This is a genomic window from Rhodopseudomonas infernalis (genome assembly GCF_022271405.1).
In the GTDB taxonomy this organism is placed as follows: domain Bacteria; phylum Pseudomonadota; class Alphaproteobacteria; order Rhizobiales; family Xanthobacteraceae; genus Rhodopseudomonas; species Rhodopseudomonas infernalis.
In genome coordinates, this window is the sequence record NZ_JAJNAL010000012.1 from 1 (window position 1) to 20,700 (window position 20,700).

The 20,700-nt window shown below is 62.2% G+C and carries 21 protein-coding genes; 10 read left to right on the top strand and 11 right to left on the bottom strand.

Annotated features, from left to right (window positions below):
* Window positions 1-93 precede the first annotated feature (93 nt).
* From cysT to LPW26_RS10455, 3 genes are all read left to right on the top strand, one after another.
* Window positions 94-921 carry a sulfate ABC transporter permease subunit CysT gene (gene cysT / locus LPW26_RS10445; RefSeq protein WP_238734951.1) on the top strand — a complete coding sequence of 276 codons (828 nt, stop codon included), beginning with the start codon at window positions 94-96 and terminating at the stop codon, window positions 919-921.
* Window positions 921-1,802, top strand: a complete 882-nt coding sequence (cysW, locus tag LPW26_RS10450; protein WP_238734953.1) for a sulfate ABC transporter permease subunit CysW — start codon at window positions 921-923, stop codon at window positions 1,800-1,802. The genes cysT and cysW overlap by 1 nt, the downstream gene beginning before the upstream one ends.
* 146 nt (window positions 1,803-1,948) lie before the next feature.
* A complete protein-coding gene (locus LPW26_RS10455) occupies window positions 1,949-4,123 on the top strand; it encodes a malate synthase G (protein WP_238734955.1) in 2,175 nt (724 codons plus the stop codon).
* Between the two features lie 158 nt (window positions 4,124-4,281).
* Here LPW26_RS10455 and LPW26_RS10460 read toward each other — a convergent pair whose 3' ends face one another.
* The 3 genes from LPW26_RS10460 to LPW26_RS10470 form a co-directional block, all read right to left on the bottom strand.
* On the bottom strand, window positions 4,282-4,437 hold the full coding sequence (locus LPW26_RS10460; RefSeq protein ID WP_238734957.1) for a Thivi_2564 family membrane protein: 156 nt from the start codon (window positions 4,435-4,437) through the stop codon (window positions 4,282-4,284).
* Window positions 4,438-4,619: 182 nt separating this feature from the next.
* On the bottom strand, window positions 4,620-5,273 hold the full coding sequence (locus LPW26_RS10465) for a DUF2865 domain-containing protein (protein WP_238734959.1): 654 nt from the start codon (window positions 5,271-5,273) through the stop codon (window positions 4,620-4,622).
* 21 nt (window positions 5,274-5,294) lie between these two features.
* Window positions 5,295-6,047 carry a L,D-transpeptidase gene (locus tag LPW26_RS10470; RefSeq protein ID WP_238735163.1) on the bottom strand — a complete coding sequence of 251 codons (753 nt, stop codon included), beginning with the start codon at window positions 6,045-6,047 and terminating at the stop codon, window positions 5,295-5,297.
* A 246-nt stretch (window positions 6,048-6,293) separates the two neighbouring features.
* Here LPW26_RS10470 and LPW26_RS10475 point away from each other — a divergent pair, with 246 nt between their 5' ends.
* Window positions 6,294-7,406 (top strand): AI-2E family transporter, encoded by a 1,113-nt coding sequence (locus LPW26_RS10475; RefSeq protein WP_238734962.1) that lies wholly within the window; start codon window positions 6,294-6,296, stop codon window positions 7,404-7,406.
* A 195-nt stretch (window positions 7,407-7,601) separates the two neighbouring features.
* Here LPW26_RS10475 and LPW26_RS10480 read toward each other — a convergent pair whose 3' ends face one another.
* Together LPW26_RS10480 and LPW26_RS10485 are read right to left on the bottom strand one after the other, a co-directional pair.
* Window positions 7,602-7,985: a hypothetical protein gene (locus LPW26_RS10480; RefSeq protein ID WP_238734963.1), complete on the bottom strand. Its 384-nt coding sequence runs from the start codon at window positions 7,983-7,985 to the stop codon at window positions 7,602-7,604.
* A 354-nt stretch (window positions 7,986-8,339) separates the two neighbouring features.
* Window positions 8,340-9,146 (bottom strand): response regulator, encoded by an 807-nt coding sequence (locus LPW26_RS10485; RefSeq protein WP_238734964.1) that lies wholly within the window; start codon window positions 9,144-9,146, stop codon window positions 8,340-8,342.
* 223 nt (window positions 9,147-9,369) lie between these two features.
* On the opposite strand from LPW26_RS10485, the gene LPW26_RS10490 reads away from it, so the two are divergent.
* Together LPW26_RS10490 and LPW26_RS10495 are read left to right on the top strand one after the other, a co-directional pair.
* A complete protein-coding gene (locus LPW26_RS10490) occupies window positions 9,370-9,588 on the top strand; it encodes a NepR family anti-sigma factor (protein WP_238734965.1) in 219 nt (72 codons plus the stop codon).
* A complete protein-coding gene (locus LPW26_RS10495; protein WP_054164151.1) occupies window positions 9,588-10,133 on the top strand; it encodes a sigma-70 family RNA polymerase sigma factor in 546 nt (181 codons plus the stop codon). The genes LPW26_RS10490 and LPW26_RS10495 overlap by 1 nt, the downstream gene beginning before the upstream one ends.
* 215 nt (window positions 10,134-10,348) lie before the next feature.
* On the opposite strand, the gene LPW26_RS10500 is transcribed toward LPW26_RS10495, so the two are convergent.
* Both LPW26_RS10500 and ureG read right to left on the bottom strand, forming a co-directional pair.
* Window positions 10,349-12,004, bottom strand: a complete 1,656-nt coding sequence (locus LPW26_RS10500) for an HWE histidine kinase domain-containing protein (RefSeq protein WP_238735164.1) — start codon at window positions 12,002-12,004, stop codon at window positions 10,349-10,351.
* Between the two features lie 215 nt (window positions 12,005-12,219).
* Window positions 12,220-12,858, bottom strand: coding sequence for an urease accessory protein UreG (ureG, locus tag LPW26_RS10505; RefSeq protein WP_238735165.1), 639 nt, complete (start codon window positions 12,856-12,858; stop codon window positions 12,220-12,222).
* A 474-nt stretch (window positions 12,859-13,332) separates the two neighbouring features.
* Here ureG and LPW26_RS10510 point away from each other — a divergent pair, with 474 nt between their 5' ends.
* Both LPW26_RS10510 and LPW26_RS10515 read left to right on the top strand, forming a co-directional pair.
* The gene (locus LPW26_RS10510; RefSeq protein ID WP_238734966.1) at window positions 13,333-13,719 is read left to right on the top strand and encodes a hypothetical protein; all 387 of its coding nucleotides are present in this window, start codon (window positions 13,333-13,335) and stop codon (window positions 13,717-13,719) included.
* 352 nt (window positions 13,720-14,071) lie between these two features.
* On the top strand, window positions 14,072-14,353 hold the full coding sequence (locus LPW26_RS10515; RefSeq protein ID WP_238734967.1) for a hypothetical protein: 282 nt from the start codon (window positions 14,072-14,074) through the stop codon (window positions 14,351-14,353).
* A 69-nt stretch (window positions 14,354-14,422) separates the two neighbouring features.
* Here LPW26_RS10515 and LPW26_RS10520 read toward each other — a convergent pair whose 3' ends face one another.
* A complete protein-coding gene (locus LPW26_RS10520; protein WP_238734968.1) occupies window positions 14,423-16,534 on the bottom strand; it encodes a molybdopterin oxidoreductase family protein in 2,112 nt (703 codons plus the stop codon).
* Between the two features lie 147 nt (window positions 16,535-16,681).
* Between LPW26_RS10520 and LPW26_RS10525 the strand changes: the two genes are divergently transcribed.
* On the top strand, window positions 16,682-17,017 hold the full coding sequence (locus LPW26_RS10525) for a hypothetical protein (RefSeq protein ID WP_238734969.1): 336 nt from the start codon (window positions 16,682-16,684) through the stop codon (window positions 17,015-17,017).
* A 42-nt stretch (window positions 17,018-17,059) separates the two neighbouring features.
* On the opposite strand, the gene LPW26_RS10530 is transcribed toward LPW26_RS10525, so the two are convergent.
* Together LPW26_RS10530 and aadR are read right to left on the bottom strand one after the other, a co-directional pair.
* Entirely contained in the window at window positions 17,060-18,295 is a 1,236-nt protein-coding gene (locus LPW26_RS10530) for a cyclic nucleotide-gated ion channel (protein ID WP_238734971.1), read from the bottom strand.
* 50 nt (window positions 18,296-18,345) lie between these two features.
* Entirely contained in the window at window positions 18,346-19,065 is a 720-nt protein-coding gene (gene aadR, locus LPW26_RS10535) for a transcriptional activatory protein AadR (RefSeq protein ID WP_238734973.1), read from the bottom strand.
* 183 nt (window positions 19,066-19,248) lie between these two features.
* On the opposite strand from aadR, the gene LPW26_RS10540 reads away from it, so the two are divergent.
* A complete protein-coding gene (locus tag LPW26_RS10540; protein ID WP_238734974.1) occupies window positions 19,249-19,563 on the top strand; it encodes a c-type cytochrome in 315 nt (104 codons plus the stop codon).
* On the opposite strand, the gene LPW26_RS10545 is transcribed toward LPW26_RS10540, so the two are convergent.
* Window positions 19,526-20,695: an ABC-type transport auxiliary lipoprotein family protein gene (locus tag LPW26_RS10545; RefSeq protein WP_238734975.1), complete on the bottom strand. Its 1,170-nt coding sequence runs from the start codon at window positions 20,693-20,695 to the stop codon at window positions 19,526-19,528. The genes LPW26_RS10540 and LPW26_RS10545 overlap by 38 nt on opposite strands.
* Window positions 20,696-20,700: the final 5 nt, after the last annotated feature.

Sequence of the window (20,700 nt, forward strand, 5' to 3'; positions counted from 1 at the left end):
CGGAGGCGCCCCCTCACCCCACCCCTCTCCCCGCACGCGGGGAGAGGGAGCCTGCCGCGCTCGCGGTGACCTCATCAATCCATAAGGCATCCCTTGCGACGCAGCGTCATTCCCGGTTTTGGCCTCAGCCTCGGCATCACGTTGCTGTATCTCGGCACGATCGTGTTGCTGCCGCTGGCTGCGCTGATCCTGAAGGCGTCGGATATCGGCGCGGCGCAGCTCTGGGCGATCCTGTCGTCGCCGCGGACGCTGGCGGCGATAAGGCTCACGGTGACGATGGCGCTGGCGGCCACGATCTTCAACGCGATCTACGGCACGCTGCTCGCCTGGGTGCTGGCGCGCTATCAGTTTCCGGGAAAGCGGGTGCTCGACGCACTGGTCGACGTGCCGTTCGCGCTGCCGACCGCCGTCGCCGGCCTCGCCCTCACGGCGCTGTTCTCCAAGACCGGCTGGTTCGGCTCCGTACTCGAGCCGCTCGGGCTCAGCGTGGTCTACACGCCGCTCGGTATCGGCATCGCGATGGCGTTCACCAGCATTCCGTTCGTGGTCCGCACCGTTCAGCCGGTGATCGAGGATCTCGGCACCGACGTCGAGGAAGCGAGCCGCTCGCTCGGCGCCAGTGATCTGCAGATCCTGGCAAAGATCATCTTCCCGTCGATCTTCCCGGCGCTGCTCGCCGGCTGCTCGCTGTCCTTCGCGCGCAGTCTCGGCGAGTTCGGCGCGGTGATCTTCATCGCCGGTAATCAGCCGATGAAGACCGAGATCGTCGCCCTGCTCGCCTTCATCCGGCTCGAGGAATACGACTATCCGGCCGCCGCCACGATCGCGGTGGTGATGCTGGCGATGGCGTTCACGATGCTGCTGGTCACCAACGCGGTGCAGGCCTGGCAGCTGCGCTATCTCGGACGCGGAGGCGTGTGATGAGCAAACCGCACGCAGCCCAGAAAGCCGCCCCGAAGAAGAAGGATTGGATGGTGACGCCGGTCGGTGCCGGCCCGGTGACCCGCTTGGTCGTGCTCGGCATCGTCGGCGTGGTGACGCTGTTCATCCTGGTCGCACCGCTGGCGGTGATCCTCAGCTCGGCCTTCGCACAGGGCATCGGCGTCTTCCTGCGCAACCTCAGCGATCCGGGCACGCTGCACGCGATGTGGCTGACCACCGTGACCGCGCTGATCGTCGTGCCGGTCAACATCCTGTTCGGCCTCGCCGCGGCCTGGACCGTGACAAAGTTTGATTTTCCAGGCCGCACCCTGCTGATCGCGCTGATCGAACTGCCTTACTCGATCTCGCCGATCGTGGCCGGCGTCGCCTATCTGTTCGTCTACGGCACGCAGGGGTTGTTCGGCCCCCTGCTCGATGCGCTCGGGCTAAAGGTGATGTTCGCGCTGCCGGGCATCGTGCTCGCCAGCATGTTCGTCACCGCGCCCTATGTGGCGCGCGAGCTGATCCCGCTGATGCAGGTGCAGGGCACTGACGAGGAGGAAGCCGCGGTGACGCTCGGGGCGGGCGGCTTCGCCACCTTCCTGCGGGTCACGCTGCCGAACATCCGCTGGGCGGTGCTGTACGGCGCGATCTTGTGCAACGCCCGCGTGCTGGGCGAATTCGGTGCAGTCTCAGTGGTATCCGGCAACGTCCGCGGCCAGACCACCACGCTGCCGCTGCAGATCGAGCTGCTGTACCAGGACTATAATGTCGCAGGTGCGTTCGCAGCCGCGACGACCCTGACGGCCGTCGCCCTGCTGACGATCCTGCTCAAGATCCTGGTGGAGCGGCTGGCAACGGATGAGCATCCGGCGCCGTAGCTCCGCACCGCCTCGGGGCCCCTTCCAATACCCGCGCCTTTGGCGCTAAAAGAGGCGCCCCCGGGGCCGTCTCTGGCGGCATCGGCTCATTTCGAACCCTGAAACGGGCTGCCGCTTCGGCGCCCTTTCTCGCGAGACATCCTCATATGAATCGTATTGACGCCCACGGCTTGAAAATCGCGCCCGTCCTGTTCGACTTCATCGCCAAGGAGGCCGCGCCGAAGACCGGGGTAGACCCCGACGCATTCTGGGCCGGGCTCGCCGCGATCCTGCGCGACCTGACGCCGAAGACCCGCGCGCTGCTGAAGACGCGCGACGACCTGCAGGCCAAGATCGACGCCTGGCACCTCGCCAACAAGGGCAAGAAGCAGGACATGGCGGCCTACACCGCCTTCCTGAAGGAGATCGGCTATCTGCAGCCGGAGCCCAAAACCGCGCCGGTCGAGACCGCCAATGTCGACGAGGAAATCGGCAAGCTGTGCGGCCCGCAGCTGGTGGTGCCGCTGTCGAACGCGCGCTACGCGCTGAACGCCGCCAACGCGCGCTGGGGCTCGCTGTACGACGCGTTCTACGGCACCGACGCGATCCCGCAGGAAGCCACCCAGGCCAAGGGCTACGACAAGGTCCGCGGCGACAAGGTGATCGCCAAGGCCAAGGCGTTCCTCGATCAGGCTGCCCCGCTGGTGGCCGGCAGCCACAGCGACGTCACCGGCTACAGCGTGATCGCCGGCCAGTTCTCGGCCAAGCTGAAGAGCGGCAATGCCACCGGCCTGAAAAAGCCCGAGCAGTTCGCCGGCTATAATGGCGACGCCGCGTCGCCGAACGCCGTGCTGCTGGTCAACAACGGCCTGCATATCGAGATCAAGATCGACCGCACCAACAATATCGGCAAGGACGATGCGGCCGGCGTCGCCGACCTGGTGATTGAATCCGCGGTGTCGACCATCCTGGACATGGAAGACTCGGTCGCCGCCGTCGACGCCGAAGACAAGGTGCTGATCTATCGCAACACCCTCGGCCTGATGGACGGCACGCTGTCGGAGAGCTTCGACAAGGGCAGCAAGACCGTCACCCGCGCGCTCAACGGCGATCGCACCTACACCGGCCCCGACGGCAAGCAGCTCACGCTGCACGGGCGTAGTCTTCTTCTGATGCGCAACGTCGGCCATCACATGTGGACCGATGCGGTGCTCGACAGCGAAGGTCAGGAGATTCCGGAAGGCTTCCTCGACGCCGCGGTGTCGGGCCTGCTGGCGATCAACGACCTCAAGGCGCTCGGCAAGACCCGCAACAGCCGCACCGGCTCGGTCTACATCGTCAAGCCGAAGATGCACGGCCCGGACGAAGTGGCGCTGACGGTCGAACTGTTCGCCCGCGTCGAGAAAATGCTCGGCCTGCCGGAGAACACCCTGAAGGTCGGCATCATGGATGAGGAGCGCCGCACCACGGTGAACCTCAAGGCCTGCATCCAGAACGCGTCGAAGCGGATCTGCTTCATCAACACCGGCTTCCTCGACCGCACCGGCGACGAGATCCACACCTCGATGGAAGCGGGTCCGATGATCCGCAAGAACGAGATGAAGGCGCAGCCCTGGATCAAGGCCTATGAGGACTGGAACGTCGACACCGGTCTGGTCGACGGCCTGCCCGGCCACGCGCAGATCGGCAAGGGCATGTGGGCGGCTCCCGACAAGATGGCCGACATGCTGACGCAGAAGATCGGCCATCCTCAGGCCGGCGCCACCACCGCCTGGGTGCCGTCGCCGACCGCCGCGACGTTGCACGCCCTGCACTATCACCAGGTCGACGTGATCGCGCGGCAGCAGGAACTCGCCAAGGGCGGGCCCCGCGCCAAGCTCGAGGACATTCTCACCATCCCGGTGTCGAACTCGAACTGGGCGCCGGACGACGTCCGCCAGGAGATCGACAACAACTGCCAGGGCATCCTCGGCTACGTGGTGCGCTGGATCGACCAGGGCGTCGGCTGCTCCAAGGTGCCGGACATCCACGATGTCGGCCTGATGGAAGACCGCGCCACGCTGCGCATCTCCAGCCAGCATCTCGCCAACTGGCTGCACCACGGCGTCGTCACCAAGGAGCAGGTGATGGAGTCGCTGAAGCGGATGGCCGTGGTGGTCGACAAGCAGAACGAAGGCGATGCGCTATATCGCCCGATGGCGCCGGACTTCGACGGCGTCGCGTTCGAGGCGGCCTGCGACCTGATCTTCAAGGGCCGCACTCAGCCGAACGGCTACACCGAATACATCCTGCACGAACGCCGCCGCGAGGCGAAGGCGGCGCATCTGGAAACGCTGCGCTAACCCGCGCGTCGTATATCTGGATTTGATTTCGATGAACCTCCCCGTGCGCGGGGAGGTTTTTCTTTGCCGTATCGGCTCCATGGGACGATCGCCCGACTCGTGAAAAAGGGCGCACGTCGCACGACGCGCGCCCTTTTGTCTGGTCCTCGCTGAAGCGCTTAGAACACCGCAAGATATTTCAGCAGCGAGATGATGCCGATGATGATCACCACCACTCGGGCGATCTGCTTTGCCCGCCCATCGAGCGGCAGCAGATTTATGAGGTAAAGCACCAGAATAACGACCAGGAAAGTAACCAGAATACCGATCAGCATCGCAAATCCCTTTCAGCCCGCGGCCCACCCGCCCCGCAACAACGATTAGAGCGCGACGGAGTTCCAGAACCGGAACTGAACTGATGCCGCGCCCGGCGTATCGCCTTCGCCTCACCAGCCGAAACGAAAAACCGATAGCGGTGTGAAGCCGGCCATCGGCTATGTCGTGTCAGGTTTGCCGTTCAGTTTGACGCGACGACCGGAACTTTACCGAAAGCGGCCCGCATCGATGCTGCCGAGACAGGCGAATAATTCACGGCGCCGTCGCGGCGGTCGATGCGGCTTGCGACCTTCAGGCCGTCTTCGTTCGCGACGATATCGCCGCGGCGCAAGGTCGGATCGTCTTCAAGTTTGATCTTCGCCAAACCGAAATGATCCTTTCCGTTGCAGGTGCACCCGTCAACAATCTCGGCCCGGAATTTAAAGGCATTCGGCAACTCGGAATACGGCTTCCCCCCCGACGTGCGGGCGGCATCGATCGTCGAGCCGTAGACGACCTTGGTTTCGCTGGCCGGGCAGAAGCTGTTGCAGGTCACTTCTTTGGTTGCATCGCCGGTCGCCGATATTGGAAAATAACGACCATCGCAGGTGCGCACGCAGAATGCCTGACCGCCCCCGCTGGCGTAGGAGCGCTGAATCGGGCGCGCACGCCGCGGCGCATAATCGCCTTCACTTGCGAATGGAAACGCACGTTCGGGTGCATAGGCGCGCGCCTGGGGCTGATAGCCGTGAAACAGCGCAGAGAAGAAATCCTGGGCGGAAGCCGCGGAGCTGATGCCAAGTGCAGCCACCAGAGTGACGGCGGCTGCGGTGAGATTGCCTGCAGGGCGGATCATTGAGACCTCCGTCGTCCGGGATTAGTCGACCGAGGAGACCGAGAGGTTCATCGCCTGCCGCTGCGTCCGGCTGCTGCGAGCCTCCAAATTTGGGGACGATTTCGGCAACACCACAACGCGGCTGCCAATTCGGGTTCGGCTGAACAGATCCTCGACATCTTCATTGGTCAATCGGATGCAGCCCGAAGATACGAACTTCCCGATCGTGGAGGGATCGTTGGTGCCGTGAATGCGATATTCGGTCGAACCGAGATACATCGCGCGTGCGCCAAGGGGATTACCGGGACCGCCTGCCATGAAGCGCGGCAGATAAGGCTGGCGCGCGATCATCTGCGCCGGCGGATGCCAATCCGGCCATTCGGCCTTGCGCGTGATCGTCTGGGTGCCGGCCCAAGTGAAACCTTCCCTGCCGACGCCGACGCCGTATCGGATCGCACGACCTCCACCGATTACGTAGTAGAGATAGGTATTCGCTGTATCGATCACGATGGTGCCGGCCGGCTCGTTGCTGTCATACCGGACAACTTGGCGGCGCAGCCGATCGGACAATTGTGAATCTTCATCAGAGCCAGATGCGTCGAGCTGGGCGGCGGGCGGCGTTGCCAGTACCTCGTCATCGGCCCCGAACGGACCCGTTTGCGGCGCCGCGGCGTAGCCCATCATCTGGGCCGACGCTGCGCCAGGCAGAGCGGTCGTCAGCAGGAGAGCCGCGGCGATGGCCAGCAGTGGCCGCGTCATCGATTTGCACCGCGATGAGATCCTAGTATTAATCATCTTGATGTCCCCGCCTGGTCGCCGCATCATCTGAGACGCTGCTGAGCAACGCGATCGCCTGCTAACTGTTCCTGCCTTTCAGCAGATCGCGGTTGCACCAAGCCCTTTTGACGCCGCCCCCCTCCGGAACTTTCGATCGAACTTACTGTTGAAGCCGCAAGCTGCCGTGTGTTTAGCCGCACGCGCAACCGGCGCGGAGCGCCGCTTTCAACGCGATCTCGAACGCAGAAGCTGGGTGGGTCTCTCGTGCGTATTATTCCCGTCGAGCCTGCCGGCACGCCGATTCCCGACAGCACAGAAGAAAGGCCGCCGCTGATCAGGCGGACCGAAGTCGTCGCCTTCGCATTGGTGGCCCTGCTGATCATCGTCACGACCGGTCTGCTCTACGTCGCCAAGCCCTTCTTTCTCCCGATCGTCACCGCGTTCGTGATCGGAACGATGCTGTCGCCCGCAGCCACCTTCCTGGAGCGCTGGCGGCTGCCGCGCCCGGTCTGCGCCGTCTTGATTGTCGGCCTCGCCTTGGTCACCGTCGGCTTTATGGTCGCACTGATCTCGGTACCTGTGATCGAATGGAGCAGCCGCCTGCCCGAACTGGGTGGGCTGCTACGGGACAAGCTGAGCTTCATGGAAAAGCCACTAGGTTTGTGGCGGCAATTGCAGGCGTCCGTTGGCGGCTCCGAGGCTACGCCGTCCGCTCCGATCCAGATGCCACAGATAGAGTGGATGCAGCCTACTCTGGAATTCGTGTCACCAACCCTGACGGAATTCCTGCTGTTTCTGGTGACGCTGGTGTTGTTCGTCGCCAGTTGGAAGGACTTACGCCGTGCGCTGGTGATGAACTTCGGCGACCGCGACGCGCGGCTTCGAACGCTGCGGATCCTCAACGAACTCGAGATGAGCCTCGGCGGCTACCTGCTCACGGTGACGACGATCAATTTGTGCTATGGCGCCGCCACAGGCGTAGTCTGTGCGCTGGCCGGGATGCCGAACCCTGCCGCCCTTGGGGCGCTGGCGGCGATCCTCAACTTCATCCCGATCATCGGTCCATCGGTGATGTTCATCATTCTGACGCTGGTCGGCATTGTCTCAATGCCAACGCTCGGCGCAGCCTTGATTGGACCGCTTGGCTTCGCGCTGCTGACCTTCGTCGAGGGCCATTTCATTACGCCGACCATCATCGGCCGCCGGTTGGAGCTCAACGCGCTCGCCGTCTTTATCGCGCTCGCGTTCTGGACCTGGTTGTGGGGACCGATGGGCGGCTTCCTGGCGTCGCCGCTGCTCATCGTCGGGCTGGTGCTGAAGGAGCACCTGATGCCGGCCGACGCGCCGCACCTTCCCGGCACAAAAGACCGGGGCTAGGCTGCTCCGCGTCGCGATCTACCCTGCTTTTACCGCGTCAATCAGAGGCGACAGTGCAGGATTCAGATGTCGTAGATTCGCCACAAGGCTGAACGGAAAGCCTCAAGCGCAAAAAATTGCCCAGCCTGTACGGCCGGGCGACGTGTTCGATAAGTATGAGATTGCTTGAGCGAGCTTGACGCGATCACTGTTGGATCAGGTCACACACCGGCCGGGTTCGAGATTCTTCGCGACCTCGGTGAGCACACTCACCACTGGCTCGCATGCCACGATCCGACGCGGGGCAACTGTTGGGCGCTGGGCAGAAGGGCGAGTGGCCTGGCCGAGCTGTGCGTCGGGGACGCGGACCAGCACCGACTGCCCAACCAGCGTCACGCCATAGGTCTGGCTCGCCACAGCCGATTGAAATGTTGCGCCGCGATCGGTCTTGCTGCCCCGATTGACGCTTTGGACCGTGGCGTGGCTATTATTCTGGAAGTTGGCCTGCTGACTGAGGTCGCCCCCCACTGCCAACTGGGCAACACCCAACGAACCCGCGACCGCAAGAACGCCGAAAATTCCCCGCACGATATGTGACATGGCAACCGCCGCTGATTTGCACGCCCGCGGCACGATCGCCGCATCCAATTTTCGACGGCTTGTCAAGAGCCGTCGTACAAATTAATCGCTCTGGCGCCCATTCGGTTCGAAATTGGTTGATCAACTAAGTGTGTGAGAAAATGTCCCTTAACCGTCGGAACGAAATTCTGCGCATGCACGTTGGATGAGCGCCGGTTAGTCCCCCCTGCCCCAATTAACCGGCGATGCAGGGCGCAGCTGTGGTGATGCCAGCTGCGCCCTGTTCTTTTTTGCGGGCCGTCCCACTACATGCAGCGCACGAAAAAGCCGCCTGCACCATGCTGGCGCAAGCGGCTTGATGATTGGGCGGTGGGCCTAGGAGACGGCCGCGTTCGGCGCCCGATTACGCGAATTCCGCTGGAAGAAGAGTGCCTGACTGGCGACGGCCGAAACCATCGCAGGCTGGAAGGGCTTCGAGATCAGGAACGCCGGCTCCGGACGCTCGCCGGTCAGGAAGCGCTCTGGATAAGCCGTAATGAACACCACCGGCACTTCGAAGGTCTTTAGCAGCTCGTTAACAGCATCGAGACCCGAGCTTCCGTCCGCAAGCTGGATGTCGGCCAGGATCAGACCCGGCTTCTGGGTCCGTGCCAGCGCAATCGCATCCGAGTGCGTCCGCGCGACACCGATCACGTTGTGCCCAAGGTTCTTCACCAGGCTCTCGAGGTCCATCGCTATGAAGGTCTCATCTTCAATGATGAGGACGTCGGTGGCGATCTCTTCCGCCATCTCTCGACCGGCCGAGTCGGCGAGCTGACGAACCTCGTTAACGTCGGTGTTGAGGACGAACGCCACCTCTTCCTCGGAAAAACCTTCGAGCGAAAGCAACAAGAAAGCCTGACGCGGCAGCGGCGTGATCGCAGACAGTCGACGCTCGGACGGCATCGGCAATGATCTGACCTCGGAGTCGTCGTTCAGCGCCACCGAATTCCAGATCTGGGCAAACAGTCGAAAAAGCGCGGCGCGCGGTCCATTTCGCTCGTCCAGCAGGCTTGGGTCCTGCAGAAGCGCTTCAAGCATTGCCGCCACATAGGCATCACCGGAAGCCTGACTTCCGGTCAGCGCGCGCGCATAACGGCGCAGCAACGGTAAATGCTCAGCAACCAATTGCGATCTCGACATCCCCACTCCAATCTCGAAGCTTGTCTCGGCCGACGATCACTCGGGGCGGCCGGCCTCCCCTGCAGGTTTGACTACGCCGAAGCGATCTTAAAGTTCCATCGTATCCGGGAACTTTGGCGGCGCTGCCGAATTAGGCTCCCAAGTGAGACGACACACCTTCAAAAATCAAGCAAAACCCTAGAGATTCAGGGGACTTGACCATGGGGAAAACATTGGATCAGTCATGGCAGAATTCAAGGCGAACACCATGAAGAAGTCGGCGCCTGGCAGTAAAGGCGGGTTGAACCAAGAGATCCAGGCCCGGATCGGCCACCAGCTGCGTGCCATGTACGACGATGTCGTTCGGCAGGGGGTGCCTGATCGTTTTGCGGACCTGATCAAGCGGCTAGATGAGGCAGAGCAACCGAGCGCCGCATCGGCTGACAGCGAGGGGAGGGACTAATGCCTCTCACCGACTCACTCCGGGACGACATTCTGGCAGCAGTGCCAAGTTTGCGCGCTTTCGCGATTTCACTGAGCGGAAATGGTGACCGAGCCGACGACCTCGTTCAGGAAACGCTTTTACGCGCGCTGGCCAACATCGACTCCTTCCAACCGGGATCGAACCTGCCGGCCTGGCTTTTTACCATCCTGCGGAATTTATTTCGGTCCGATTACCGGAAACGGCGGCGCGAGGTTGAGGATGCAGACGGCAGCTACGCCAAGACGCTGAAGTCACAGCCGGGTCAAAATGCGCATCTCGAATTCGAGGAGTTTCGCACGGCGCTCGACAAGCTTCCTCAGGATCAGCGGGAAGCCCTCATCCTTGTGGGCGCCTCCGGATTCTCGTACGAGGACGCCGCGGCGATTTGCGGTTGCGCGGTCGGTACGATCAAGAGCCGCGTGAACCGGGCTCGATCCAAGCTGAGCGCCCTGCTCTATGTCGACGGTGCCGAAGATTTCGGTCCGGACGACACCGTTCGGGCCGTGATCGGTAGCAACGGCTGATCTGGAAGCGATATCGGAAGCAAGACAAGAAGCGGCCCCCGGGCCGCTTCTTTATTATATGGGGCGCACCCATGGGCGATCTCGAATTTTTGCTGGCCCGATGTTTGTTATCCATCGGACCGCCTCGTCGAGTTGATACGCCGACAATGGCGGATCAAGGCGCCTAGCGCAGCCGCCCTGTTTTCAACCCGCTTGAGACAACCCGCCGGGTCCTATCAGCCGCCTCGCAGCGGCGCCGAAATTTGGCCGGTGCGGTCGCGCTCGTTCATATCGACGACTGTCACCATTGGTGCGGTGAGTTCGTAGACGTAGCTGACATCGGTGAAATAGCGCTTGGCCGTACCACCAAGGGCCTCCGGTGCCACACGGTCCAGCAGAATCACTCCGAAGTCGCTCTCCGCCCGCCGCGTCGCTTCGCTGGTGTTGAACTCCTCCCAGCGGAAATTGAAGATGGACTCCGCTCCCTCGCCCGTGACCTCCCACGTCGCGACGATGTGCGGATGCTTACCGACCAATGACAACCCCTCGTCGGAATGCGATGCCAGCTCAAAAAACAACAGCGACAGGCTTTGCGCAGCACGCGCGCTGACCGCGATATCCGGCCCGTTCACCGAGATCCGATCGGCATGCGGAATGGCCCGCGCCTCGAACAGCCCCTTCAGCATCACGCCCTGCCACTGACTCTCGCTCAACAGCGAGACCACGTTGGACATCGCGTGAATCCGCCCGATCAAAAGCTCGCGTGCAATGTCGACGTCCGAGCCATGCCGCAACGTGCGCGTCACGATGGACTGGATCACCGCCAGAATGTTCTTCACCCGGTGGTTCAGCTCGTCGATCACGGCCGTCAGCCGGCGTTCGAAACCGATCCGCATTTCGATCTCGCGGCGAAGCCGGACGTTGCTGTTGCTGACGTAGCCGAACAAGCCGCATATGATGAAGGTCAGCGCCAGCCCGGTCGCAGCCACGATCGCCGCCACCTGCTGAGCTCGAACATACGGGCTCACCTTGGCATAATAAGCCAGCGACCAATCTCGATCGCCGAACGTCACGGTTCTGACGATCGTCGGCGGCTCCCGGTCGCGACCGACGGTCCGTTCGCTGACCTTGCCACGATCGTCAGCAACAAGCTCGACATCCGGCTGTCGGGGGTCTTTCAGCACCACCGAGAACATCGACATGTCGTCGTTGGTCAGCATCAACGCGGAGAGATCATATGAAAAGGTGACAAAGCCGATGGCCTTCGAATTGTCCTCGTTCATCACCGGAGCTGCCAGAACGATACCGATCGGACTTCCCGGCACCTGCAGGCGAGCCGGATCGGATGCCTCTGGCTTGCCGTCTGCAAGCGAGCGAGCAAACATCTGGCCGAGCACCGGATGATCGTCCAGAGAGCGTCCGAGCAGCGCAGTGGTCTCGGAATTCCGCGGCTCGAGATCCAGCACCACATCGAGCGGCTCGGTCTGCGTCGCTGGATCGATCAGGCTGCCATCCGAATGCCGGATCTTGATATCGGCATAGCCGGCGCTTGCGAGTTCCGCTTCGGCGGCGGCAAACTCGCTGCCTTTCAACCGTACGACCCAGCTCGCCAGTAAGAAATCCGTCTTGAAGGCGTAAATCGACGAGCGCAGCGGCTTCAGCATGTTGGCCTTGATCACTTCGGGAGTCCGAAACAACCCCGACGCGACACGGCCCAGCAGTTCGCGCTCTGTCAGACGATCTTGAACCTGGCTTGCATGAACGTCGATGGCGCGGCCAAGAGCGATCCGCTCGACTGCCGCCTCCTGGTCGTAGATGCGAAAGGCCGCAAAGCCGGAAAGCAAAATTCCGACAATCGCCACCAGCGCGATGATGAAACCCAGCCGTATCAACGCTTTTACTCGATCAACGAAGGAGGCATCGTCGCCCCGTCCGACATTGTAAATAGCTGCGACCAACGTGAACAAACAGAGATCGCAAACCCCGGGACCGTTGCTGATGACATGCTAACTTTACAGTAGATTGTCTAGGTCCGAAGAGGTGCAACGGGATGATCTGCGTATAGTTCCGGCTCGGGCTGATTTCGGCGAAAAGCCAACAAGTTAGATCAGTTCTGGCCAACCGCCGAGCTCGGCGTCAAACCACCCTTGGTTTCGATGAAGCTGATGATGCGATCCAGGCCCTGCCGGGCCTTCAGATTGGTCATGACGAAGGGCCGCTCGCCACGCATTCGGCGCGCATCGGTGTCCATCTTCTCCAGCGAGGCACCAACGTATGGCGCCAGATCGATCTTATTGATCACGAGCAGGTCCGAACGGGTGATACCGGGACCACCTTTAGAGGGAATCTTGTCTCCGGCCGACACGTCGATGACGTAGATCGTCAGGTCGGCGAGTTCGGGTGAAAATGTCGCCGCCAGATTGTCGCCGCCAGATTCGATCAGCACCAGATCGAGCCCAGGAAATTTACTGCGCATATCCGCGACAGCAGCGAGGTTCATCGAAGCGTCTTCGCGGATTGCAGTGTGAGGACAGCCGCCGGTTTCGACGCCGGCAATGCGATCCGGCGTGAGAGACCCCGATCGCACCAGAAACTCGGCGTCCCATTTGGTGTAGATGTCGTTGGTGATCGCCGCGATGTCGTAGCGCTCGCGCATCGACTTGCAAAGCAGATCCATCAACGCCGTCTTGCCAGAGCCCACCGGGCCGCCAATGCCGACACGAAGAGGACCGTGATGAGCTGACATGGTGTTTCCCGATACACGAACTGGTCGACAGAAGAGCTGCGTCAAGGGAAGCTGACACTGCCAAGGCAGATGCGAATAAGAACGATGCAGCAGGAGATTGCAAGTCGCAGGTTGTTCGAAGAGGGGACCAACTGGCGTCGTTGATCCGCCATGGACAACTGCGTGACTGATCAGGCCGCCCTGGCCGGTCGCGCTTTGTTGGATCATCTTCCCAGGGAAAGCCGGCTTCCGCACATCCTGCGAAACGCTGTTGCGTTTGCCCGAACGCTCCTCCCTCCGTCCCTCATCCCGCCCCGTTCGCTTCCCCTTGTTCCCCATCCTACAAAGCCGCCGACAGGGCCGAGTGATCGGCTGCGGATACGGCTTTTAACTGCTCGCGATTGGTAGGACTTATCCACTGTTGCGAGAAATGCGCACTCAATTCGGGTTGACGCCCGGTCCACACCGGACTGAAAGAGGCCGTCGAGGATCTTGATGACGATAACAAAGCCGCAAAACAACCAACTCACACCGCATCTGGCGCAAACCGAAGCTCAACCGGTCGTTTCAAAGCCTCCAAATCAGCTTGAGCAGCCGCCAATCAAGCTAACAGGCGATCTTTCGCGCATTGCAGGGCTTGCCGCGGGTGCACCAGCATCATCGAGCCCATCACCGGCCGCTGCCGCTCAATTGGAGCCCGCGGGGCACACCACGACAGAGAATTCGTCGCGCGCCGAAGCCGAACGGCAGGAAATTGTCCAACGCATTGCTGCATTCCGGAAATTGCAGGTCAGACTGCGGCAAGAGCGCGAAAAGTACTACGATGCCGAACTCGACCGCGCACGGTCGCTGCTGTCGAAGTCGCTGACGCCGCGCCGCTGACGAATGCCCGCCCCTCGCCATTAGTCGCACTACGTCTTTGGTTGGACGAATATCCCGCATTGCGGGCGTTCAGCTGCGCTCGAAATGTTATCTGCACGCGATCGTGACGAATCAGCGCACCTGGAGCAGCGGACAGCCATCGAGCGCTCCAATCGTAGCTTTTGGGCTTCCTATCAACCCCTGCAGGCCAGTATTTACTACCTGAGCAGCGCTCATTTTCGCCAAAATCCCAACTAAGCAGACTTAAGCGATTGATAACCGCCGCCTCATGGTGAGTTAGATTTCGTGAAATTCAGAATTGTCGGCACGAAATGAGTGTAGTAGAAGGGCGCTTCACTAAAGGAGCCTACGCGTGGCAAAGAAAGCTAAAGCCAAGACGGCAAAGACTGCCAAGACTGCAAAGACTGCAGTAAAGGCGAAGAAGGCGAAGACCGTAGCGAAGACCGCTGCGAAGCCCGCCAAAAAGACGAAGATCACCCGGCGCGAATATACCAAGGAAGACATCAAGGAGTTGCGCGCGCACTCGAAGGCGCGGACCCCTGTCTCTGAGATCGCCAAGCTGACCAAGCGGACCGTCGGCTCGCTGCGTCAGAAGGCGCTGAAGCTCGGTATCGGCCTCGGCCACCAGCGCTGAGACTGCGACAACCGCCTCGCGAAGTGCATAATGACTGCCGATCAGCGGCTCGTGCCGCCGTTTCGGACCTCAGTCGCGCTTCGCGAGCGGCTGTAACGCCTTCTTGGCCCACACTTTATTGTCGTGAAACGCCGCGCCACCGTGCGGCGCGACGGAATCCGCGCTGGTCAGCACGTTGATTCCGCGCCCCCCGGCATGCGCGTGGTTTGGAAACACCGATTCTGCAATCAGCACACCGCGACGCAGCCCGGGATCAATCCTGGCCGTCAGCATGGTTTCGCCGCGCTCGTTACCGAGTGTGACCAGATCCCCCTCTGCGATCTCGATCGACGCCGCATCCGCCGGATGGATCAGCACCGTCGGCGCGCCTTCGCGCGCGCGTGACGATGGTGTCTCGTTGAAGGTGGTATTCAGAAAGCTTCGGGCTGGGCTGGTCGCCAGTCGAAACGGGTGCTCGTCGTCGACCTGTTCGGTGATAGCCCAGTGATCAGGCAGGCTCGGCATCTCCTGCCAGGGACCGAACTTCAACTGGCGCGGTACCTGTACGTTGCCCCAATCCGCCCGGAAGTGGAACTTGCCATCGGGATGGCCGAAGCCGTCGAGGAAATGCGCGGTCCTGAAATCAGGCTGTAGATCGCGCCACAGATCTGCTTCGAGCTGTTCGATCGGACCGCGGCCACTCTTCTTCAGCGTCGCATCGATCACTTCGCGCGGCGTCATCGCGAACGCCGGATGGGTAATTCCCAGCCGCGCCGCAAGCCCCTGAAGCACCTCGTGGTTGGAGCGGCATTCGCCCGGCGGATCGATCAGTTTGGCGCCCACCGAAATATGCTGATGTCCGCCGCCGTAATACACGTCGTCGTGCTCGAGAAACATCGTGGCCGGCAGCACCAGATCGGCCATCAGTGCAGTTTCGGTCATGAACTGCTCATGGACCGCGACGAACAGATCCTCGCGGGCAAAACCGGCTCGGACCCGCTCCTGCTCCGGCGCGACTGTCATCGGATTGGTGTTCTGGATCAGCATCGCCTTGACGGCCGGTCCGCCGCTGAGCGCCTCGACATCCCCCGTCAAGATACGTCCGATCTTGGACTGATCGAGTACCCTGGTCGCGGGATCGAGCGTATCGAGACCTTCGATCAGCGTCTTGTCGAAGCCGAAAATCGCCCCGTTATTGAAGAAAGCACCGCCGCCTTCGTGCTGCCAGGCTCCGGTCACCGCTGGAATACACAGCGCGGCATGCATCTGAGCGGCGCCGTTGCGGCTCCTGGTGAAGCCGTATCCGAGACGGAAGAAGCTGCGCTTGGTTTCACCGACCGCACGCGCAAAGGCCTCGATCTCCGGCACCGGCACACCGCAGATCTCTGACGCCCACTCCGGCGTGCGGGCCGCAAGGTGTGCCTCAAGCTCGGCCGGGCAGTCGGTGTAGCGATCGAGGTAAGCACGGTCGGCGTAGCCCTCGCGAAACAGCACATGCATGACGCCGCAGGCGAAGGCGCCGTCGGTGCCCGGCCGCACGATGATCCGGATATCCGCCTGCTTCATCGTTTCGTTGTCGTAGATGTCGACCGCCGCGATCCGCGCACCGCGCTCCTTGCGGGCGCGGGCGGCGTGAGTCATGACGTTGACCTGCGTCGAAACCGGATTGGTGCCCCAGATCACGATCAGGTCGGATTTCGTCATCTCACGCGGATCGACGCCAGCGACCTTACCGGTGCCTGCCGCATAGCCCGACCATGCGACGTTGGAGCAGATCGTCGAGTAGAAGCGCGAGTACTTCTTGACGTTGGCGAGCCGGTTGATGCCGTCGCGCATCACCAGCCCCATCGTGCCAGCGTAGTAATAAGGCCAGACAGACTCTGCGCCGAACTTCGCCTCGGCGGCGTTGAAGCGAGCGGCAATTTCGTCCAGCGCCTCATCCCAGCCGATCCGCACGAATTGAGCAGAGCCCTTGGGACCGGACCGGCGCATCGGATAGATCAATCGGTCCGGATGGTGGATACGCTCGGCGTAGCGCGCGACCTTGGCGCAGATAACGCCGGCCGTGTAAGTCTGCTGCTTCGAGCCCCGCAGTCGCCCGATGGTCGAGCCGTCGATCACTTCGACGTCGAGGGCGCAGGCCGACGGGCAATCGTGTGGGCACGTCGAGTGACGGACGGCGATGTCAACAGGCGAGTTCATTTGCGAACCATTATCACGTAAGATCTCCTTTGAGAACGACCCGTCCCGCCGCAACCATCATTCTCTGTGCCCAACCGATCTCGTCCATCACGTGCAACTTCTCAGCTGCTGCGAGGTTACGCCTGCAACGAGAGATCGGGGCATCGCGTGGATTCGGCAAAGCTGTTCGAGGTTGAACGCCTCGCGAAAGAATTTGGCGCTTGGCGGGCCGTTCCCGGGGACGACCGGGCGCCGGCTGCTGCCTGGTGGTGGAGCACTGCGCTGGCGTTGCGGACCGAGACCCAGCCTCTCCCCGGTGATCTACGGGAAGCATTCGGTCTGCCGGATGGCAGTTCCTACGCGGATGTCGCGGGCCAGTTGATGGATGCCATCGCCTGTCAAAAATTTCTGGCTACGCCGACCGGGTTCCCGCTGAAACCGAAGACCCGCGACCCCGCCCTCCAGCTTGGCGAAGTTGGGCCTCCATCATCAGACCGTTCGTGATGTTCCGCCGTACGAACGTCGCCTCGCCTCGGTGGTGTCTGCTCAGTCGATCTTTTCCAGCGTGACGTCCTGCCCGTCCAAATCGGCGATCTCAAGGTTGAGGTTCCGGCCGGTGCGGCCTTCGACGATCTCGCTGATTTTGCGTGCGATCTCCGGTTCGCGACTGATCAGCGACCGCAAGTCCGCGCCGTCCAGCACCAACAGCCGGGCGCGCGACACCGCCTTCACCGTAGCGGAACGCTCGGCCCGCTTCAGAACGGCGATCTCGCCGAAAAAATGACCCGCCCCGAGCCGGATCTGGCGCCCCCTGTCTTCAGGGCCAAGTTCGATCTCGACGTCGCCTTCGGCGATAAAGTACATCGCGGTCGCAGGCTCGCCGCGGCGGAAGATCACGTCGCCGCGCTCGATCTGCCGCGCCTGAAGCAACTGCATGATATGGGCGATGTCCCCCGCCGTCAGGTGCGAGAACAGCGGCACACGCGCCACCATGCTCCAATTGACGATGAAGTCGCGGCGGTGGATCACCTCGGAGAAGGCGTTGGCCACAATGCCGACCGGCAGCGCAATCATGATCAGTCCAACCACGATGGTGACCGAAGCGATCATCCGGCCGAAGCCGGTTGCCGGCACGACATCGCCATAACCGATGGTGGTCAAGGTGACGATCGCCCACCACATCGCGTCGGGGATCGTGCCGAATTTATCAGGCTGGACGTTGCCCTCGACGATATGCATCGCGGTGGCCGACACCAGCGTCGCGCAGCCAAGGATAACCAAACACGCCAGCAGCGCGCGCCGCTCCGCTTCCAACACTTCGAGGAGCGAGCGCATCCCGGACGAATAGCGCGCGAACTTCAGCACGCGCAGAATACGCAGGATGATCAGCACCCGCAGATCGTCGAAGCCGAGCATCGCGACCCACAGCGGCATCACCGCGAGGCAGTCGACGATGCCCTGGGCGCTGATCATGTAGGCCCAGCCGGCCCGCAGCGCACTTATCTCGCGGTAAGGTACATGCTCCGGGGCGATCCAGATCCGGATGTAATATTCGATCGAGAAGAACACGAGGCAGACGAATTCGAGCGTGCGGAACAGATCGCCGTAGTCGTCGCGGAAACGCGGCACCGACTCCAGCACCGTAATGCCGATGCTGAGGATGATGAACAACACGATGACGCGGTTGACGAACACGCCCAACCGCGTGCTCTGCGAATGGGATTCCAGGATTTCGTAGAAGTATTGCCGTGCTCGAAGATATGGCGGCCGGTCGTGGCGCATCGTTGGGCCTCGAATGGGTCCCGGGCGAACGCGCAGTCAGACGAACCGGATCAGGCGGCAGCGAGCGCGTCGAAACGCTTCGGATCCAGCACACGGACTCCGTCAGGGACGATCACGATCAGTTTCTCCCGCTCCAGCTTGGTGAAGGTGCGGCTGACGGTTTCGATGGTCAGGCCAAGGAAGTCGGCGATGTCTTGCCGGCCCATCGGTAGGCTGACAGTTTTGGTCACGCCTTCAAGCCGGGCCAGGCGATCGCGCCAGCCGACCAGAAAGGCCGCAACCTTCTCTTCAGCGGAGCGGCGGCCGAGCAGCAGCATCTGATCCTGCGCCAGACTGAGCTCGCGGGTCGCGAACCCATTCATCCGCATCAGCATCTGCGGCCGGTTTTCGATGAAGCGCAGGAACGGACCGCGGAAGAATTTGCAGACCGTGACGCCGCCGATCGAGTCGGCTGAAAACGAGTAGCGCGGCGACGGCGCCATGCCGAGGAAATCGCCCGGAAGCGCAAACCCGATGATCTGACGACGACCGTCGGGCAGCAGCTTGTAGAGCCGCGCAATGCCTTCGACGAGGCTGTAGACGGCGTCGGCGACTTCATCTTCCGAGAACAGCGCCTCTTTCGGCCCATAGCGGACGTGCTGAGCGAGCCGTTCGAACTCCTCGTGCTCGAGCTGCTCCAACTCGCCGCAAATCGCGAGGGGACGGACCGAACAATGCGTCGCGCAACGAAAACCGTCGCAGGTCGAGCTCGGAAAGGCGAGGTGCGGCATCCATCACTCCATGCGTCGTCGGGTCTACCCAATGGCCGCGCACTGCCGTCGATTGATCGCGTACGATGCCGAAAAGTGAATATGTCGCCAAATCGTCAAGGCAGCTTGACACAGATCAAGGCCGCGCGGCGCCGCACAGCGAAAGGTCAATGACTAGTCGCCCCCCTCCTGATCGAACCTCCGATGCGAATCATATCCGTTTGTGTATTGGCGACGCTTCTGTTGACCAGCTCAGCGTCCGCGCTGACACGCGCCGAGCACCGCGGGCTCGCCTTCGCTAAGGCGCACTGCGCACGGTGTCATGCTATCGGCCGCAGCGGTGGCAGCCGATTCAAGCAAGCCCCGCCGTTTCGGACGTTGCACACTCGCTATGCGATCGAGACTCTCGCCGAAGCCTTTGCAGAGGGAATCTACACCGGCCATCCGAAAATGCCGGCGTTCGAGCTCGACCCCGATCAGATCAACGACCTTTTGTCGTACCTGAAGAGCCTGAACTGATCGGCTTCGCCTCGCTGGCGCCGCCGGACAGGCTCCTCACGGTCCATGGAACAAGCTCCTTGGCCACTGCGTCGAACGATGCGTCGAATGCCGTCACGGCTGCCGCCGGCTCAGGCTTGCCGAGCTTCGACGCGTGTTGGAACAGCCGCGCCGCGACGATCTTGCCGCCCTTGTCGATGATCTTCGCACCGAAACTCACGTCGGCAGCCAGATCGGTCTCGCCCGTGATCTGGAAATTACGGATGTCGATGAGAAGCTGGTAGTCCGGCGTCACCGCATCGTTCGGCCGCAGCGGCGGGTGCGCGATGTCATAATTCTCGAAGCTCTGGATCAGCTTTTCCTGCACCAGCTTTGGGATGCTGTCGCTCCACTGCGCGCCGGCGAAAGCCGGCAGATCCAGGTTCGGTGCGACCAGCATCTTCTGGCTGTCGAACAGCACCACCGTGGTCGGCTCGGGAATGGTGAGTTGGCCCTTCGGCGCACCGGCAGGCGCCGGGAAGCCTGACGCGGGCTGCAGATCGTACACCACCTTCTTCACCACCGGCTCGTTGGCGCCGGTCATGCGTTCGACGCCGCCGAGAATACCGTCCAGCGCCCCGGTCTTGCTGGAGAGCCATTCCGAGAAGGTCTTCAGGTTGCCGATGGTTTCCTTGAGCGGCTGGGCGTTCTCGCCCAGCACGGTGTCGACCTTGCGCAGCGCCTCGCGCGCCGCCTGGGTCATGCTCAGGCCCGCTCCCGGCTCGGCGACCAGCGTGGTCGCAATGGCAGAGCCGGTCAGATCCTTGCCCCCCTCCAGCGCCACCACCGGCACACCGGTGAGGCCCTGGAAGTCGAGGCCGACCTTGGTGTCCGGCCGGACCGGCGTGTCGGTCGCGACGGCGATCGTCGCATTCACCCGGCGCGGATCGTCGGTGGCCAGGCTAAGCGCCGTGACTTCGCCAACCCGGATGCCGTTGAACAGCACGGCAGCGCCGACCAGCAGGCCCGGCACCGGATCGCGAAACGCGATATGATAGCTGGTGCGCGCCCCGACGCCGCTGGTGTTGTGCAGCCAGAACACAAAGCCGAACACCGCCAGGATGGCCGCGAGCACGAACGCACCGACGACGACGAAGGGAGCACGGGTTTCCATGGGCG

What these genes read in the sequence shown, in the direction of transcription:
- aadR (WP_238734973.1), bottom strand. Translation starts at nt 19,065, where the DNA reads ATGCCGCACCTCGCCTTTCCGAGCTCGACCTGCGACGGTTTTCGTTGC.
- LPW26_RS10460 (WP_238734957.1), bottom strand. Translation starts at nt 4,437, where the DNA reads ATGCTGATCGGTATTCTGGTTACTTTCCTGGTCGTTATTCTGGTGCTT.
- LPW26_RS10490 (WP_238734965.1), top strand. Translation starts at nt 9,370, where the DNA reads ATGGCAGAATTCAAGGCGAACACCATGAAGAAGTCGGCGCCTGGCAGT.
- LPW26_RS10545 (WP_238734975.1), bottom strand. Translation starts at nt 20,695, where the DNA reads ATGGAAACCCGTGCTCCCTTCGTCGTCGTCGGTGCGTTCGTGCTCGCG.
- LPW26_RS10480 (WP_238734963.1), bottom strand. Translation starts at nt 7,985, where the DNA reads ATGTCACATATCGTGCGGGGAATTTTCGGCGTTCTTGCGGTCGCGGGT.
- LPW26_RS10465 (WP_238734959.1), bottom strand. Translation starts at nt 5,273, where the DNA reads ATGATCCGCCCTGCAGGCAATCTCACCGCAGCCGCCGTCACTCTGGTG.
- ureG (WP_238735165.1), bottom strand. Translation starts at nt 12,858, where the DNA reads ATGTCAGCTCATCACGGTCCTCTTCGTGTCGGCATTGGCGGCCCGGTG.
- LPW26_RS10485 (WP_238734964.1), bottom strand. Translation starts at nt 9,146, where the DNA reads ATGTCGAGATCGCAATTGGTTGCTGAGCATTTACCGTTGCTGCGCCGT.
- LPW26_RS10455 (WP_238734955.1), top strand. Translation starts at nt 1,949, where the DNA reads ATGAATCGTATTGACGCCCACGGCTTGAAAATCGCGCCCGTCCTGTTC.
- LPW26_RS10510 (WP_238734966.1), top strand. Translation starts at nt 13,333, where the DNA reads ATGACGATAACAAAGCCGCAAAACAACCAACTCACACCGCATCTGGCG.
- LPW26_RS10520 (WP_238734968.1), bottom strand. Translation starts at nt 16,534, where the DNA reads ATGAACTCGCCTGTTGACATCGCCGTCCGTCACTCGACGTGCCCACAC.
- LPW26_RS10540 (WP_238734974.1), top strand. Translation starts at nt 19,249, where the DNA reads ATGCGAATCATATCCGTTTGTGTATTGGCGACGCTTCTGTTGACCAGC.
- cysW (WP_238734953.1), top strand. Translation starts at nt 921, where the DNA reads ATGAGCAAACCGCACGCAGCCCAGAAAGCCGCCCCGAAGAAGAAGGAT.
- LPW26_RS10530 (WP_238734971.1), bottom strand. Translation starts at nt 18,295, where the DNA reads ATGCGCCACGACCGGCCGCCATATCTTCGAGCACGGCAATACTTCTAC.
- LPW26_RS10495 (WP_054164151.1), top strand. Translation starts at nt 9,588, where the DNA reads ATGCCTCTCACCGACTCACTCCGGGACGACATTCTGGCAGCAGTGCCA.
- LPW26_RS10470 (WP_238735163.1), bottom strand. Translation starts at nt 6,047, where the DNA reads ATGATTAATACTAGGATCTCATCGCGGTGCAAATCGATGACGCGGCCA.